We start from the raw sequence: 15121 nt of genomic DNA, 5'->3' as shown, positions 1-15121 counted from the left end.
TTGATATCTTCGAAATCAGTTACGGTACAGGGAGGAATGAATATGTGCGGAGCTGAGACGAGCCTTTCATCGACAAGGGATGTTTCCGCAAATCTTGATTTGTATTGCCTCAACTTGCCTGAGGATTCTCCGTTAGTCTCAGAAGGATCTCCTGTTCAGCATGATAGTTTTCAACCTGTCTCAGATGGGCTCTCTCCTTTGCATGAATCGGAGGAGGCAAAAGTGGGGCCTGATGCGCCGCTGAGATCCTTTGCCATAGATACGTCCGGGTGGGCCGGTAAGTTCAGTCGGTTGTCCGGCTATGAAGGCGCTCCCTGGATTTCGTCCGCATCCATAATTTGGAGAGCGAATGCTTACGATGCCGCCGAGCAGGTGTATGCTTGGAAATCGTTTGAGAAGGCTCACTCCGGATCGCTGTTCTTGTGGAGCAGCGGTTTGGGGCTCAGGACGTTTAAGATGAGGGAGTGGGGTGTCGTGCTGTTTGTCTTCGGCAACAGACATGATGTTTACAATGGAGATGACAAGTTCAAGATCTACCTCGGCCCGGAGCTGAAACCTCTCTTTGATTTAAATCTGAGGGATTTCCTGACCGAGGAAGTGGTAATCGTCCAGCCTGTCGAGCCGCCCGATGGACCTTTGAAAGACAAGGGCTCCGTTGCGGTCATGCCGGCCAGGGGTTTTTGTTCTGCACCTGAGACCCATTTTATCGCCGCAGAGGAGTTGCTCAGGAAATAAGCTTTTTACTCCAGAAACTTTCAAGGGAGCTCTCCGGTGTTCCGTCGGTCGGCTTGACAACGGGCCCTTATCCTGAGCACTATCCCCGCGCATTCGGTAAAGTTTCCTAAAAAAGGAAGGATTGATTCCTGTGAAGGGAAGGTTTCGAAGACAGCTGGACATGCTGAGGGATTTTTGCACCTCAAAGGGGCTGCACAAGAGCGGCGTGCGCGAGATGATACTGCTCAAGTTCCTCTCCTCCGAGCATCATATCACTGCGGCCGAATTCTGGGAGAAGCTCAAAAAGGATCATCGCTCGCTCGACCTCAAGACCGTGCAGAGCGCGCTGTGCCTCCTGGTCGGCGCAGGTCTCGCGCGCGAGCTGAGACTCGAGGACGGTTCGCTCATCTACGAGCACGCCTTCGCGCACCGCCACCACGACCATCTCATATGCCGCCGCTGCGGCGAAATGATCGAGTTTGCGAACCCCGACATAGAGGAGCTGCAGGAGGAGGTCGCCGGCCGGCACGGCTTCGTGGTCGAGGATCACACGCTCTCGCTCTACGGGGTCTGCAGCCGCTGTGCGAAGAAGGCGGTCAAAGAGCCGCTCTCTGCGCTCTCCGTCGAGGAAGAGCTCACGCCGCTGGAGAAGCTCAAGCCGGGCCAGAGGGGCGTGGTCCGCCGCATCGATGGAGGCCGCGGGATTGAGAATAGGCTTGCGGCCATGAACATCAGGCCGGGCAAGCTCATCACCAAGATCAGCGCCATGCTCATGGGCGGACCCGTGGTCGTCTCGGTTGACGGAAGGCAATTGGCGGTCGGCCACGGCATGGCCGGGAAGATCATGGTCGGGGGGCCCTGGTCATGAAGAGGATCGTCCTCATAGGCAACCCCAACGTGGGCAAGAGCGTGGTCTTCACCAGGCTCACCGGCGTCCACGCGATCGCTTCGAACTATCCCGGCACGACCGTCGAGTTCATGAGCGGCCAGATGCTCTTTCAGGGCAAGAGGGCCCAGGTGATCGACGCGCCGGGCATGTACTCGATCGAACCTGCGTGCAAGGCCGAGGAGGTCGCCGCGACGATGCTCTCCAAGGCCGACCTCGTCATCAACGTGGTCGACGCCACCAACCTGGAGCGCAACCTCAACCTCACGCTGCAGCTGGTGGAGAAGGGCCTCCCCACGGTGATCATGCTCAACATGTGGGACGAGACAGCCCATCGCGGCATCAAGATCGACGTGGAGAAACTCGCTGCGCGCCTGGGCTGCGCCGTCGTCCCCACTGTTGCGGTGACGGGCGAGGGGATCAAACAGGCGATCGACGCGCTGGAGGCGGCGCCGGAGAGAAGCCTGCGCAGCATCGGGGAAGGGGAGCGCTGGAAGGCGATCGGCGAAATAATCTCCGAGGTACAGAGCCTCACGCATCACCGCCACACCTTGAGGCAGAGGATAGAGGACGTGGCCCTCAATCCGGTGGGCGGCCTCTTCATCGCGGCCATCGTCCTCGTCGCCTCGTTTGCGATCATACGCGCGATCGGCGAGGGGCTGATCCGGCACGTGTTCGATCCGCTGTTCGAGTTGGCCAGGGGGCCGCTCGAGTCCCTCTCCGCCGCCATAGCCGGATACCCGTTTCTGCACGATGTGCTGATCGGCAGGCTGGTGGACGGACAGATCGACTTCGGCCATTCCTTCGGGCTTCTGACCACAGGCTTCTATATCGAGATAGCCGCCGTGCTGCCGTACATAATCGGGTTCTACCTCGTGCTGGGTTTTCTGGAGGACCTGGGCTATCTGCCGCGCTTTGCCGTGTTGCTCGACCGCACCATGCACCACATGGGGCTTCACGGCTACGCGATCGTGCCGCATCTTTTGGGTCTGGGCTGCAACGTTCCGGGCATCATGGCCACGCGCAACCTCGAGTCCAGGCGCGAGAGGTTCATCGCCATCACGCTGATATCCATCGGCGTGCCGTGCGCGTCGCTGCAGGCCATGATCATCGGGCTGGTGGGCGCGAGGGGACTCATCTATGTCTTCACCGTTTATTTCATCATATTCCTGTCGTGGCTCTTCACGGGTCTCGTGCTGGCGAGGCTCGTGAAGAGGGGCTTCAGCCCCGAGCATATAATTGAGATGCCGCCGATCAGGTGGCCCAACGCCTCCGCGTTCATGAAGAAATTCTGGATGAGGACTATGTATTTCCTCAAAGAGGCGCTGCCGGTGGTCCTGGCAGGAGTGCTGGTCGTCAACTTGCTCTATGCTGCGGGCGCGTTCGAATGGGTCGCCGCCGCCGCTTCTCCCGTGGTGGAAAGGCTGTGGGGGCTTCCGCGCGAGGCGGTGGTCTCGATGGCCATGGGTTTCCTGCGCAAGGACATCGCGATGGGCATGCTCTCGCCGCTAGGGCTCTCCACCAGGCAGCTGATCGTGGCGACCGTGGCCCTGGCCATGACCTTTCCGTGCGTGGCGACGTTCGTCATGATCGCCAAGGAGCTGGGGCTCAGGTTGCTCATGCTCTCGACGATCATCATGCTCATCGTGGCGATCACCGCAGGCGCGCTCTCCAATCTTGCCCTTTCGTTTTTGATGTAAAAAAAGGCCGGTCTTTCGACCGGCCTTGCTCTGCGTCCTTCATGGGATCGACTACTGTTTTGGGCCCTGCGGCTCCATTCCGAAATCCACCGTAGGCGCAGCCTTCGCCTCATCCTCCGCCTTGAAGTACACGTTCTCGCGCGCGTAGCCGAATATCCCGGCTATTACGTTGTTCGGGAAGTGGCGGACGAACACGTTGTATGCCTTGACCGTCTCGTTGTAGCGCATTCTCTCCACGGCTATGCGGTTTTCGGTCCCGGCGAGTTCGTCCTGGAGGGCCAGGAAGTTCTGGTTGGATTTGAGGTCCGGATAGCGCTCGACCACGAGCATGAGCCTGCCCAGCGCCGCGGTCAATTGGTTATTGGCGTCGACCTTGTCAGGTATGGTCGTCGCGCCGCCGACCTTTGCGCGCGCCTCGGTCACGTCTATGAAGACCTTCTGCTCCTGCGCCGCGTAGCCCTTCACCGTGTTGACGAGGTTGGGGATCAGGTCATTCCTCCGCTGCAACACGTTCTCCACCTGCGCCCAGGCCGTGGTCACGGACTCGTTGAGCGTCATGAGCTGGTTATACTTGCCCACGCAGCTGCCGCCGAAGGCTATGAGCACCAGCAATATAACTCCTAGTATTATCCATTTCTTTTGCATGCGTCCTCCGATCATTTACGGATGTTATGCAGTTTGAATCTGGTCCACGAACCTAGTTAGCGAGGCGAGTTCTGTCAAGTAGAGCTCGAACGCAGACAGGGCTTCGTCTCCGCGGGGCAGGAGCGAGACGCCGCTCCTGATCTCCAGGATGTCGAAGAATATTGTCGGGTTGACGTCTATGAGCCCGCCCACGAGCTCGACGACCGCCCGCGCGTCGGCGGGGGGCTTCTTGCCCAGGAGCCTCAGGGTGCCGCGCATGGCGGCGATGAACGTCGGGAACGAATCGACCATCATCTTCGCGATCTCTTTGGGCCTGTTGCAGTTGGCTGCGTAGAAGGTCCTCAAGTGGATGAGCTTTCCCTTGAGCTCGCTCTCGCACTGATGCCTGAGATTGTCCGGGGCGACATTGACCTCCGTCAGCGGATCGCGGCCGAGCAGGACCTCGTGCCGGTCCTGCATGTCCAGGAACTCCATCGGGAAGACGTCGAGAGAGCGTTCTATGTGGGCGGAGTCGAAGAAGTGGGGGGCTGGGTTTCCCTTCTTCATCCATTTGCGCAGGATCGCGTTGGATTTCGCCAGCAGCGCGGGCGTGGCTTCGGAGAGGACGCAGAACACGTTGTAGTCCGAGTATTTCTTGGAGTAGTCCCTGCCGACCGCGGATCCGTAGAGCACGACCGCCTTGAGGTCCGCGCCGTACACCCGCTCGAGTTCCCGTGCAAGTTCGTGTGGTGTCATCTTTTCCTCCGCCAGGTTACCATCCCCTGCTTGCCCCTCCGCCGCCGGACATCCCGCCGCCGAATCCTCCGAACCCCCCGCTGAAGCCGCCGCCACCGCCTCCGCCTCTTCCGCTGCTCATGATGAGCAGGAACAGCCACGGGTGGCGGATGAAGACGATGATCATGATGATCATCACGATAACCTTGAAAATCTTCTGGAGCGGCCCGCTTTTCTCTTTTTCTTTCCCGTAGACTGCGGGTGCGCCGGAGCCGAAGGCGGAAGCTGCGTCGAACGCGACCCCCTCTTTCTTCGAAATCGTGTCCACTATCGCGATCGCTCCGGAGGCGATTCCCGCGTCCATGTCGCCTTCCCTGAATTTCGGCAACACAGCCTCGTCCAGCAATCTCCCCGCGAGCGCGTCGTTGATCGCGCCTTCGAGGCCGTAGCCCACCTCGATGCGGGCCTTGCGTTCGGTTGGGGCGATGAGGAAGAGCGCGCCGTTGTCGCGGCCCTTCTTTCCGATCCCCCATTCCTGAAAGAGCTTCACGGCGGCGTTCTCGATCGGCTCGCCGTCGAGCGAGGGGAGGGTGACGACCGCCACCTCGATCCCGGTCTGTCCCTGGAACGCGACAAGCATGGACTCCATCTTTCCCCTGGTTTTGGCGGAGATGACGGAGGCGAAGTCGTTCACAAAGCCCTGCGGTTTTGGAAAGGCCGCCGGCGCAAGGGAGGGCAGCAGGAGAACTGCAAAGAAGGCGATTATGACGGATGCTCTGCGCATATCGGGATGCACTATATTCATATGGAGGGGGATGTAAAGCTGCCTTGACAGCTTGTGTTTTGCACATAAGAGTCGCAGGCGTATGAAGCGCGCATCCAAAGTTTTATCCGTCGCTGTCGTTACGGGCGCCTTTGTGTTTCTGGCTTTCCTGGTCATGAGGAGCGAGCCAGCGAGGCGCGAGGCCACATTCTTCCCCATGGGCGGCATTCCGTTCAAGGTGGTGGCCTACGGCAGGAGCGCGGAGGAGTTCGAGGCGGATATGGCGTCTGTGAAGGCGCAGGTGGCAAGGCTCGAGTTGATCTTCAACCGATTCAAAGAGGGGAGCGAGCTGCATCGCTTAAACTCTCTGGCGGGCAGGGAGAAGATAGATATCAGCGAGGACATGCAGAGGATGCTTGCGCTATCGCGCGAGTGGAATGAGGCGAGCGATAAGGCGTTCGATCCCACCATCACCCCGCTCGTCGAGCTGTGGAGACGGGCCGGCAGCGAAGGTGCCATGCCCGGCGCGGAGGGGTTGCGTCGCGCCCTCGAGGATGTCGGCTTCGACAAGGTGGAGGTGGAATCCGGCACGATTCGTTTCGCCGGGGACGGCATGGCGCTCGACTTCGGCGCGATCGCAAAGGGGTTCATCTCCGACGAGATCGCACGCCTCCTCATGCGGCGCGGGGTGGCGCGTGGGGTGATAGACGCGGGAGGCAACGCGCTGGCGTTTGGACAGGGCTCGTTCAGGTTCGGGATCCAGGATCCGATGAAGGAACGGGGCGAGCTCATGGGGGCGGTCGATGTCGCGATGGGCGGGGTGGTGACCTCCGGAAGCTACGAGCGGTACGTGGAGATAGATGGGAAGCGCTACTCGCACATCATCGACCCGCGCGACGGCAGGCCGGTGGAGAACGGGATGATCGCGGCCACGGTCGTGGGAGGCACCGGCGCAGGCGCCGACGCCCTGGCCACCGCGCTCATGGTCCTCGGCAGAGAGGAAGGCCGGACGGTCATAAAGTCGCTCAAGGGTTATGACGCCATGATGATAGAGCATGGCCCCGACGGCCCCATCGCATGGGTCTCCGCCGGCCTTGCGCCCAGGCTCATGCTCGCGAAGGAGTGGGACTCTCGCGTCAGACTTTTCTGAGGGGCTTGATATTTGGCGGGCTTTCTGCCAATTTGCCGCAAATTTCGAGGGGCTGATGAAAAGCGAGGTGATAAAGGGGTTCTTCCGCGAGAACCCGGTCTTCGTGCTCATGCTGGGGCTCTGCCCCTCCCTCGCTGTTTCAGTCTCGGTCAAGAACGCCGTCGGCATGGGGCTCGCCGCCACGTTCGTGCTCGTCGGCTCCAACGCGTTCATCTCCCTGTTCAACCGCTTCTTCCCCTCGAAGATACGCATCCCGTGCTTCATAGTGGTGATCGCCACCTTCGTCACGGTCGTGGAGATGGTGATGGGGGCGTATCTGCCGGCGCTCAACCAGTCGCTGGGCATCTTCATTCCGCTGATCGTGGTCAACTGTATAATATTGGGTCGCGCAGAGGCTTTCGCGCAGCGCAACATGCTTCTCCCCTCGATACTGGACGGCCTGGGCATGGGGCTGGGTTTTGGCATGGCGCTGCTCATCATAGCATCCATACGCGAGGTGCTGGGGTCGGGCACGTTCTGGGGTATCAGGATCGCCGAGGCCTATGCGCCGGAGGGCTACATGGCGCCGGCGTCGGTCATGGTCATGGCCCCGGGGGCTTTCTTCGTGATCGCGTTCATAATGGCTTACATGAACTGGAGAAGGGCGCGGAGGCTGGCCCGCAACGTATGAGATCCTACATACTGCTCTTCATATCCATCGCCCTGGTAAACAACTTCATACTCGCGAAGTTTCTGGGGCTCTGTCCCTTCATAGGGGTCTCGAAACGCCGCAAGCAGGCGGTCGGCATGGGGCTCGCGGTGATCTTCGTCATGACCATGGCCTCCGCGGTCTCCTGGGTGGTCTTCGAGTTTCTGCTGGCCCCGACCGAGCATAACCTCTTCTATATGTTGATGGGCGCGGGCAGGCCTGCGTCGGATTTCGACTTCACGTTTCTGACCACTATCGTGTTCATCCTCGTGATAGCCACGCTGGTGCAGATGGTGGAGATGTTCCTCATGAAGGTGATCCCGCCGCTTTATGAGTCGCTTGGCATCTATCTGCCTCTGATCACCACCAACTGCGCGGTGCTCGGCGTGGCACTGCTCAACGTGAAGGACTTCGGGATCATGAACAGCCTCTCAGAGAGTTTTGCGAAGAGCGTTCTTCAAGGTTTCGGCGGCGGAGTCGGTTTCCTGATAGTGATATTCCTCATGAGCGGCATCAGGGAGAAGCTCGAGAAGTACGACATTCCGCCTGCGCTGCGCGGCGCGCCGCTCGCGTTCATCTGCGCGGGACTCATGGCCCTTGCGTTCATGGGATTCGCAGGGATGGGACAATAGATGCTGCCTCCTGTAATCATACTCGGGTTTCTGGGCCTCCTCTTCGGGATCGGTCTCTACGTGGCTTCGCGCGTATTTCGGGTGACGGTGGACACGCGCATCGAGCGCGTGGAGAGGGCTCTGCCCGGTTCCAACTGCGGGGCTTGCGGGCTCGCCGGCTGCCACGGCCTCGCGAAGGCGGTGGTCCACGGCTCCGCCGATGTCACCTCCTGCATACCGGGCGGGGAGCACGTGGCGCACCTTGTCGCCGACATCATGGGCGTGGAGGCGAAGGTCGCCGAGAAGAGGGTCGCGGTCCTGCGCTGCCAGGGCAGGGATGTGGGCGATCGCTTCATATACGAGGGGATTGCGACCTGCCAGGCCGCGAACCTCATGCACAAGGGCCCCAAGGAGTGTATCTTCGGGTGCATAGGCTTCGGGGACTGCGCCAGGGCTTGCTCCTTCGACGCGCTTCACATGATAAAGGGATTCCCCGAGGTGGACGAGGCGAAGTGCGTCAGCTGCGCGAAGTGCGTGGCGGCGTGCCCCAAGGCCCTCTTCGAGTTGATCCCGCTCTCCAAACTCGTGCACGTGAGGTGCAAATCCCTAGAATCCGGGAGGGCGGTCCGAAAGATCTGCAAGGTCGGCTGCATCGCGTGCAAGAAGTGCGAGACCGTGTGCGAGTTCGATGCGGTCCATGTGAAGGACAACCTCGCCGTCTTCGATTACGAAAAGTGCACCTCCTGCGGGCTGTGCGTCAAGGAGTGCCCGACCGGAACTATAATGAGCTACAGGGAGACGAGAAAAGGTCTCGGGCTCTGGCCCGTGAAAAATGCTGTGAGCGGCGAGTCGTGAACGCATCGCGATATTTATGAAGACTTTCAAAAGCGGCGGAGTTCATCCTCCGGAATACAAGGATCTCTCAAAGGGCGCAGCGCTCGAGCGCATGCCTGCGCCTTCCGTCGTCGTGCTCCCGGTGTCTCAGCACACGGGCGCGCCGTCCAGGCCGGTGGTCGGGAAGGGCGACAAGGTCTCAAAGGGCCAGGTCGTGGCGGAGGCCAACGGCTTTGTCTCGGTGCCGGTGCACGCCTCCGTATCCGGCGTTGTCGTGGCCGTCGAGCAGAGGCCCATGCAGAACGGCGCGGTCTGCGACCACATCGTCATACAATCGGACGGCCTGGACAACTGGGCCGAGGGGACGGGCGTAAAGCGCGAATGGCGCGACATGGGGCTGGAGAAGATCCGCGCAGCGGTGCGGGATGCAGGCGTCGTGGGCCTCGGGGGCGCGGCCTTCCCCACGCACGTGAAGCTCTCGCCCCCGGCCGACAGGCCGATAGACACCCTGATACTCAACGGCATCGAGTGCGAGCCGTTTCTCACATGCGACTATCGCATGATGCTCGAACGCGCGCGCGGCATCGCCGAGGGGCTGCGCATCATGATGAAGGCCCTGGGGGTGAACCGTGCGATAGTCGGGGTGGAATCGAACAAACAGGACGCCTTCGAGAAGATGCGCGACACGGTCTGGGCTGACGAGGGCGTGAGGATCGAGCTGCTCAAGGTCAAATACCCGCAGGGCGCGGAGAAGCAGCTGATCGAGGCGCTGACCGGCCGCCAGGTCCCTCCGGGCAGGCTGCCGCTGGACGTCGGCGTCGTGGTGCAGAACGTCTCCACCGCATATGCGGTCTACGACGCGGTGGTCGAGGCGAGACCCCTTGTGGAGAGGCCGGTCACGGTCACGGGCGACGGAGTGGCGCGCCCTGCGAACCTCATTGTGCCGATCGGCGCGTTGATAAAGGACGTCCTCGTGAGGCAGGGGCTCGATCCGAAGACGAAGAAGGTGGTGCTGGGCGGACCGATGATGGGCATCGCCCTGCCAAACCTCGACTTCCCGGTGGTCAAAGGAACCTCGGGGATCCTGGCTTTCAAGAAGATGCCGGACTTCATGCCCGGGCCGTGCATACGATGCGGCCGCTGCATTGCGGTATGCCCCCTGCGGGGGATGGCGGCCGAGATGATAAAGGCGATAGAGGCGGGCGAGGTGGAGCGCTACGAGGAGCTGCACGTCCTCGACTGCATGGAGTGCGGCACGTGCACGTTCGAGTGCCCTTCGCGCAGGCCGATCGTGCACTATATAAAGAAGGCGAAGGCGGAATACGCGGCATGGAAGGCAAAGAAGAAATGAGCGACACTATATTGGAAAACAAGTTGATCGTAGGTCCGGCGCCGCACCTCGGCACAAAGGACTCTATCCCGCGCATCATGTGGAGCGTGAATGCAGCGCTCCTGCCCGCGCTCTTCGTCGGCTTCATGAACTTCGGGTGGTACGCCATGCTCGTGGTCGTGGTCTCGATCGCTGTTGCGATAGCTTCGGAGGCCGCGGCGCAACGCTTCCGCGGAGTGCCGATAACGGTGAACGATGGTTCGGCGGTGCTCACCGGCTTGCTGCTCGCCATGTGCCTGCCCCCCAATGTGCCGCTCTACATCCCCGCGGTCGGCAGCGCGTTCGCGATAATCATAGCCAAACATGCGTTCGGCGGCCTTGGCTGCAACATATGGAACCCGGCGCTCGCCGGCCGTGCATTCCTGCTGGCGGCCTATTCAGGGTCGATCGTGATGCCGCAGTGGCCGATCCTCAAACAGGCGTTCAGGGGCTCGATACTGGGAGTGGACGCAGTGACCATGGCGACGCCGTGCCTCGTGCTCAAGGATGCGCCGCTCGCTTTCTTCGGCAAGTATTCGCTCGGCCGGCTCTTCCTGGGCGCGATCCCCGGCTCCATAGGCGAGACTTCCGCGCTCGCGCTCATCCTCGGCGCCTCGTATCTTGTCGTAAAAAAATACGTCAACTGGAGGCTGCCTCTTTCGTACATATTGACCGTGATGGCGCTTGCCGCGCTGCTGCCGCAGGCCGGGGATTCGGGCGGCACGATCTCGATATGGGCGGGCACCCTCACCGTAGGCGCGGCGCTGGCCAGGGCCCTTGCACACGCGCTCTCGGGCGGACTCATGATCGGCGCTTTTTTCATGGCCACCGACATGGTGACGAGCCCGCTGACGTCGAAGGGACAGGCGATCTACGGCGCAGGCTGCGGCGTGCTGGTCGCGCTCATCAGGCTCTACGGCGGATACCCCGAGGGGGTCTGCTATTCGATACTCATAATGAACACAGTGGTGTGGCTGATAGACCGCTTCACAGCGCCCAATTTCTTCGGAGCCGGAAGACATGCAGCGAAAAATGCCTGAGTACATAAAATTCCCCCTCGTGCTCACGCTGGTCGCCGTGATCTCGGCGGCCTCGCTCGCCGGGCTGTATATCCTCACCCAGCCGGCGAAAGAGGCGGAGGCCGCTCGGGGGATCGAATCGGCGCTCAAGGTCGTGTTTCCGGAAGCGAGCGAGTTCGAGGTGAAAGAGGCGAAGATCGACGGCAGATCTTTCGAATACTGCGTGGCGAAGAGGGAGGGCGAGGAGGTTGGCTATGTCGCAGTCGGCTCGGCCACCGGTTACTCCAGCGTCCTCAGGGTCATGGTCGGTGTGGACAAAGACTTCGTCATCAAGGGCGTAGAGGTGCTCTACCAGAACGAGACGCCTGGGCTCGGCGATAAGATCGTGGAGATAAAGTCTAAAAAGACGTGGCGAACCGTGCTCGCGGGAGAGAGCCCGGACGAGTCGGCCTTGAGACCATGGTTTCAGCTGGGGTTCGACGGGAAGCAGACGCCGGTCGAGGTCGACAAGGACGGCGGCCGGATCGAGGCGATCACCGGAGCCACCATTTCCTCGCGCGCGGTCTGCGACGCAGTGAACCGGGCGATAGGCAATCTGAAGAAGGCCCTGAGCTCCTGACCTAGACGAAGATGTCCCTCTTGCCGGATTCGATCTCTTCGAGGATGCCGCGAATGCGCTCCCTCACAGGCTTCTGCTCGATGTCCCTTTCGATCATCGTCTCGATCATCTCGAAACCCTTGTAGCGGAGAGACTCGTCCGCAAAGTCGTGGAGATATTCGGCGAAGGTGAGCAGCGCGTTGGGCAGACAGTTGTGTTTGATGAGGCCGGGCTTGGCCAGGTCCATGAAGTCCTTTCCCACGCGGCCGAGCCTGTAACACGCGGTGCAGAAGGATGGGATGTGCCCGTGCTCCACGACGTCGCGGATCACCTCCATGAGCGGGCGCGTGTCCCCCAGCGAGAACTGCGCGTCGCGCGCCTCGGGATTTGCCGCTTCCTCGGCGTCCCCGTGCGTGTAGCCGCCCGGGTTCGTGCGCGAGCCGGCGGATATCTGAGACACGCCGAGTCCGAACGCCTCCCTGCGCATGGCAGCGCCCTCGCGGGTGCTCAGGATGATGCCGGTGTAGGGGACCGCGATGCGCAGCACCGCTATGATCTTTTTGAAATCAGCGTCCGAGAGCGCGTGCGGCGGATCGTAGGAGAGCGGCGCGCCATGGGCCGGCTCGATCCTCGGCACTGAAATCGTGTGGGGTCCCACGCCGAATTTTTTCTCGAGGTGCTCGATGTGCGCAAGCAGCGCCGCGATCTCGTAGCGCCAGTCGTAGAGGCCGAAGAGCACGCCTATGCCCACGTCGTCGAATCCGCCCTGGTACGCGCGGTCCATGGTCTCGAGGCGGTATGCGTAGTCCGCCTTCGGTCCGCGCGAATGCAGCCGCCTGTACGTGGGCTCGTGGTAAGTTTCTTGGAAGAGCTGGTAGGTGCCTATCTCGCATTCGTGCAGCGAGCGAAACTCCTCGACCGTGAGCGGGGCTATGTTGACGTTGATGCGCCTGATATTTCCCTTGTCGCTCTTTGCCCTGTAGATCGTGTCTATGGATTTGAAGACGTAATTCAGCCCTTCGTCCGTGTACGACTCGCCCGCCACGAGCAGCACGCGCTTCTGCCCCTCGCCTATGAGCGCAAGGGTCTCGCTCAGTATCTCCTCCTGCGTCAGCGCCCTGCGCACGACATCCTTGTTGGCCTTTCTGAAGGCGCAGTAGGCGCAGTCGTTGTCGCAGAGGTTGGAGATGTAGAGGGGCGCGAAGAGGACCAGCCGGTTTCCGTAGATCGCATCCTTTATATGGTGCGCGGTCTCAAATATCTCGGAGAGGATCGCCGGGTCGTCCACAGACAAAAGCGCTATGGCATCGCCAGGCGGCACTCCTTTGAGTTCTCTTCCGCGCGCCAGTATTTCCCTTGCCCTGTTGATATGGACAGGGCCGCATTCCGCCAGCGTTGCCTCTATCTTGTTTTGATCCAGAAGACCCATATGTCCGCACTGATAACAAGTTGTGCGCTTACAATCAATCTAAATCCGGCTGATCTTTATTTTCGCAGCTTGACCGGGTCAAGCGCTCTCTGATAATTACATCCCCATCGAACGATCAACTCAATTCGATGACAGGGGGAGCGATGGAAAAACACATGATCTTCGGGGTCCACGTTTCGAACCGGGTGAAGAAGGCAACGGACGTGCAGGGCATATTCACCCAATATGGCTGCAACATAAGGACGCGGCTGGGTCTGCACGACGCCAGCGACAACGTCTGCGCGCCGAACGGCGTCATCATCCTTGAGATGGTGGGCGATGAGAAGATATGCAACGAGATGGCGGACAAGCTCTCCAAAATCGACGGCGTGCAGGTCCAGAAGATGCTCTTCAGATAGTTGGCATTATTTCAACGAGTTAGCCCCTTTTTTCAGCGAAAAACCCCTTGCAATCAGTGCCTCAAAGTATATGAAAGGGGCCCCATTTCGCTGCACATTCGTCAAACCGGGGTTTTGTCCTGTTTTTGAAAGGAGACTCAGATGGCGAAGATCCTCATCGTGGACGACGATCCGGATGTGGTGCAGGCCGGCAAGCTGGTGCTCGAGAAGGCCGGCCACCAGGTGAGCAGCGCCCTCTCCAAGGATGAGGGGATGGCGGCTGTGCGCTCGTTCAAGCCGGACCTGCTCATACTCGACGTGATGATGCAGCTGCCCGACGACGGCATATCGATGGCGCAGAAACTCCGCAGGGACGGATTTCAAAAGCCGATACTCATGCTCACGAACGTGGGCAGGGCCTCCGGGCTAGCCATCGGCAAGGACGCGGAGCTCGTGCCCGTCGACGAATATCAGGAGAAGCCAATCAAGCCCGACGTGCTCGTCATGAAGGTGGGCGAGCTGCTTGGCAGAAAATAAAGGAGGGATGGAAGATGCTCATGACCGATCATGATATGCTGAGGCAGGAGCTGGCGCCGCTCATGGCCAAGTACGAGCAGAGCCGCAGCGCGCTCATCCCCATGCTCCAGAGCGTGCAGGCGAAGTACTCCCGCATCTCGCCGTTCGCGATGCAGATCATCGCTGACATGCTGGGGATACACCCGGTGGAGGTGATGGGTGTCGTCTCCTTCTACAGCTTCCTCAACACGGAGCCCAAGGGTCGCTTCATCATCAGGCTCTGCCGCACGATCTCCTGCGACATGGTGGGCAGGGAAAAGGTCGCGCGTCAGCTTCAGACCGACCTGGGTGTCGAGTTCGGGCGCACGACCGCGGACGGCAAGTTCACGCTCGAGTGGGCCAACTGCCTGGGCCTCTGCGATCAGGGCCCGGCGTTGCTTGTGAACTCCAAGGCGTACACCAAGGTCACGCCCGAGTCCGTGCACGCGATCCTCGAGGAATGCCGTCAGACGTACGGCGTGCACGCGCAGGAGAAAAAGGAGGAGCATACCATATGAGCGTTCATGCGGGTCCTGTGACATTCAAGAAGGCGAAGCCCGAGGAGGGGCTCAAGGCCGCCGTGAAGATGAAGAGGGCGGAGATCATCGCCGAGATATCCAAGTCGGGCCTCAAGGGACGAGGCGGCGCAGGCTTTCCCACCGGCGTGAAGTGGAACCTCGCTGCGGCAGCGGCAGGCGATAAGAAATACGTCGTCTGCAACGCCGACGAGGGCGAGCCCGGCACGTTCAAGGACAGGGTTGTGCTCAAGGAGTGCGCGGACCTCGTGTTCGAGGGCATGACCATAGCCGCGCTGGCTATCGGTGCGAAGTACGGCATTCTGTATCTGCGCGGCGAGTACTCGTACCTTCGGCCAGAGCTGGAGGAGTGCCTGAACAGACGGCGCGGCCAGAACCTGCTCGGCAAGTCTGTCGCAGGTCTCTCGGATTTCGATTTCGACATCGAGATCAGGATGGGCTCCGGCGCCTACATATGCGGAGAGGAGACCGCGCTCATAGAGTCTCTAGAGGGGAATCGCGGCGAGCCGCGCAACAGGCCGCCGTTCCCGGTG

Annotated in this window: 18 protein-coding genes; 14 read left to right on the top strand and 4 right to left on the bottom strand. The window is 60.8% G+C overall.

The window, feature by feature from the left end; genetic code table 11:
- Positions 1-36: 36 nt before the first annotated feature.
- The 3 genes from WC683_12255 to WC683_12245 all read left to right on the top strand — a co-directional run bounded on the left by WC683_12255 (position 37) and on the right by WC683_12245 (position 3300).
- On the top strand, positions 37-735 hold the full coding sequence (locus WC683_12255) for a hypothetical protein (protein MFA4973381.1): 699 nt from the start codon (positions 37-39) through the stop codon (positions 733-735).
- 160 nt (positions 736-895) lie between these two features.
- Positions 896-1582 carry a transcriptional repressor gene (locus WC683_12250; protein ID MFA4973380.1) on the top strand — a complete coding sequence of 229 codons (687 nt, stop codon included), beginning with the start codon at positions 896-898 and terminating at the stop codon, positions 1580-1582.
- On the top strand, positions 1579-3300 hold the full coding sequence (locus tag WC683_12245) for a ferrous iron transporter B (protein ID MFA4973379.1): 1722 nt from the start codon (positions 1579-1581) through the stop codon (positions 3298-3300). The genes WC683_12250 and WC683_12245 overlap by 4 nt, the downstream gene beginning before the upstream one ends.
- A 51-nt stretch (positions 3301-3351) precedes the next feature.
- On the opposite strand, the gene WC683_12240 is transcribed toward WC683_12245, so the two are convergent.
- Genes WC683_12240 through WC683_12230 form a run of 3 tightly spaced genes read right to left on the bottom strand, consistent with a single transcriptional unit; the run spans position 3352 to position 5443 of the window.
- The gene (locus WC683_12240) at positions 3352-3945 is read right to left on the bottom strand and encodes a LemA family protein (protein ID MFA4973378.1); all 594 of its coding nucleotides are present in this window, start codon (positions 3943-3945) and stop codon (positions 3352-3354) included.
- 24 nt (positions 3946-3969) lie between these two features.
- Complete coding sequence (locus tag WC683_12235) at positions 3970-4680, bottom strand: hypothetical protein (protein MFA4973377.1); 711 nt, start codon at positions 4678-4680, stop codon at positions 3970-3972.
- A gap of 16 nt (positions 4681-4696) precedes the next feature.
- Positions 4697-5443, bottom strand: a complete 747-nt coding sequence (locus tag WC683_12230) for a TPM domain-containing protein (GenBank protein MFA4973376.1) — start codon at positions 5441-5443, stop codon at positions 4697-4699.
- Positions 5444-5525: 82 nt separating this feature from the next.
- On the opposite strand from WC683_12230, the gene WC683_12225 reads away from it, so the two are divergent.
- From WC683_12225 to WC683_12195, 7 genes are read left to right on the top strand one after another with little or no spacing between them, the layout of a single operon-like run.
- Positions 5526-6572, top strand: coding sequence for an FAD:protein FMN transferase (locus tag WC683_12225; GenBank protein ID MFA4973375.1), 1047 nt, complete (start codon positions 5526-5528; stop codon positions 6570-6572).
- Between the two features lie 55 nt (positions 6573-6627).
- Complete coding sequence (gene rsxE / locus WC683_12220; protein MFA4973374.1) at positions 6628-7242, top strand: electron transport complex subunit RsxE; 615 nt, start codon at positions 6628-6630, stop codon at positions 7240-7242.
- A complete protein-coding gene (locus WC683_12215) occupies positions 7239-7892 on the top strand; it encodes an Rnf-Nqr domain containing protein (protein MFA4973373.1) in 654 nt (217 codons plus the stop codon). The genes rsxE and WC683_12215 overlap by 4 nt, the downstream gene beginning before the upstream one ends.
- Complete coding sequence (locus tag WC683_12210; protein ID MFA4973372.1) at positions 7893-8726, top strand: RnfABCDGE type electron transport complex subunit B; 834 nt, start codon at positions 7893-7895, stop codon at positions 8724-8726.
- Positions 8727-8742: 16 nt separating this feature from the next.
- Positions 8743-10056, top strand: a complete 1314-nt coding sequence (gene rsxC / locus WC683_12205) for an electron transport complex subunit RsxC (protein ID MFA4973371.1) — start codon at positions 8743-8745, stop codon at positions 10054-10056.
- Positions 10053-11114: an RnfABCDGE type electron transport complex subunit D gene (locus WC683_12200; protein ID MFA4973370.1), complete on the top strand. Its 1062-nt coding sequence runs from the start codon at positions 10053-10055 to the stop codon at positions 11112-11114. Before rsxC ends, WC683_12200 begins: the two co-directional genes overlap by 4 nt.
- The gene (locus WC683_12195; GenBank protein ID MFA4973369.1) at positions 11095-11712 is read left to right on the top strand and encodes an RnfABCDGE type electron transport complex subunit G; all 618 of its coding nucleotides are present in this window, start codon (positions 11095-11097) and stop codon (positions 11710-11712) included. The genes WC683_12200 and WC683_12195 overlap by 20 nt, the downstream gene beginning before the upstream one ends.
- Position 11713: 1 nt before the next feature.
- Here WC683_12195 and hydG read toward each other — a convergent pair whose 3' ends face one another.
- Entirely contained in the window at positions 11714-13120 is a 1407-nt protein-coding gene (gene hydG, locus WC683_12190) for a [FeFe] hydrogenase H-cluster radical SAM maturase HydG (protein ID MFA4973368.1), read from the bottom strand.
- Between the two features lie 143 nt (positions 13121-13263).
- Here hydG and WC683_12185 point away from each other — a divergent pair, with 143 nt between their 5' ends.
- The 4 genes from WC683_12185 to WC683_12170 all read left to right on the top strand — a co-directional run.
- Positions 13264-13518, top strand: coding sequence for a hypothetical protein (locus WC683_12185; protein ID MFA4973367.1), 255 nt, complete (start codon positions 13264-13266; stop codon positions 13516-13518).
- 141 nt (positions 13519-13659) lie between these two features.
- On the top strand, positions 13660-14034 hold the full coding sequence (locus WC683_12180) for a response regulator (protein MFA4973366.1): 375 nt from the start codon (positions 13660-13662) through the stop codon (positions 14032-14034).
- A gap of 20 nt (positions 14035-14054) precedes the next feature.
- Entirely contained in the window at positions 14055-14570 is a 516-nt protein-coding gene (nuoE, locus tag WC683_12175; GenBank protein MFA4973365.1) for an NADH-quinone oxidoreductase subunit NuoE, read from the top strand.
- On the top strand, positions 14567-15121 hold a 555-nt coding region (locus WC683_12170), incomplete at its 3' end, for a hypothetical protein (GenBank protein MFA4973364.1). The genes nuoE and WC683_12170, both read left to right, overlap by 4 nt.

This window comes from bacterium (assembly GCA_041648665.1).
Lineage (GTDB): Bacteria > UBA10199 > UBA10199 > 2-02-FULL-44-16 > JAAZCA01 > JAFGMW01.
The sequence above is the reverse complement of the archived record's forward strand: the minus strand, read 5'-3'. Positions and strand labels throughout refer to the sequence as shown.

Coding starts and splice junctions, on each gene's coding strand:
- rsxE (MFA4973374.1), top strand. CDS start 6,628: ATGAAAAGCGAGGTGATAAAGGGGTTCTTCCGCGAGAACCCGGTCTTC.
- WC683_12195 (MFA4973369.1), top strand. CDS start 11,095: ATGCAGCGAAAAATGCCTGAGTACATAAAATTCCCCCTCGTGCTCACG.
- rsxC (MFA4973371.1), top strand. CDS start 8,743: ATGAAGACTTTCAAAAGCGGCGGAGTTCATCCTCCGGAATACAAGGAT.
- WC683_12230 (MFA4973376.1), bottom strand. CDS start 5,443: ATGCGCAGAGCATCCGTCATAATCGCCTTCTTTGCAGTTCTCCTGCTG.
- WC683_12185 (MFA4973367.1), top strand. CDS start 13,264: ATGGAAAAACACATGATCTTCGGGGTCCACGTTTCGAACCGGGTGAAG.
- WC683_12200 (MFA4973370.1), top strand. CDS start 10,053: ATGAGCGACACTATATTGGAAAACAAGTTGATCGTAGGTCCGGCGCCG.
- WC683_12225 (MFA4973375.1), top strand. CDS start 5,526: ATGAAGCGCGCATCCAAAGTTTTATCCGTCGCTGTCGTTACGGGCGCC.
- WC683_12235 (MFA4973377.1), bottom strand. CDS start 4,680: ATGACACCACACGAACTTGCACGGGAACTCGAGCGGGTGTACGGCGCG.
- WC683_12245 (MFA4973379.1), top strand. CDS start 1,579: ATGAAGAGGATCGTCCTCATAGGCAACCCCAACGTGGGCAAGAGCGTG.
- WC683_12255 (MFA4973381.1), top strand. CDS start 37: ATGAATATGTGCGGAGCTGAGACGAGCCTTTCATCGACAAGGGATGTT.
- hydG (MFA4973368.1), bottom strand. CDS start 13,120: ATGGGTCTTCTGGATCAAAACAAGATAGAGGCAACGCTGGCGGAATGC.
- WC683_12210 (MFA4973372.1), top strand. CDS start 7,893: ATGCTGCCTCCTGTAATCATACTCGGGTTTCTGGGCCTCCTCTTCGGG.
- nuoE (MFA4973365.1), top strand. CDS start 14,055: ATGACCGATCATGATATGCTGAGGCAGGAGCTGGCGCCGCTCATGGCC.
- WC683_12250 (MFA4973380.1), top strand. CDS start 896: ATGCTGAGGGATTTTTGCACCTCAAAGGGGCTGCACAAGAGCGGCGTG.
- WC683_12215 (MFA4973373.1), top strand. CDS start 7,239: ATGAGATCCTACATACTGCTCTTCATATCCATCGCCCTGGTAAACAAC.
- WC683_12240 (MFA4973378.1), bottom strand. CDS start 3,945: ATGCAAAAGAAATGGATAATACTAGGAGTTATATTGCTGGTGCTCATA.
- WC683_12180 (MFA4973366.1), top strand. CDS start 13,660: ATGGCGAAGATCCTCATCGTGGACGACGATCCGGATGTGGTGCAGGCC.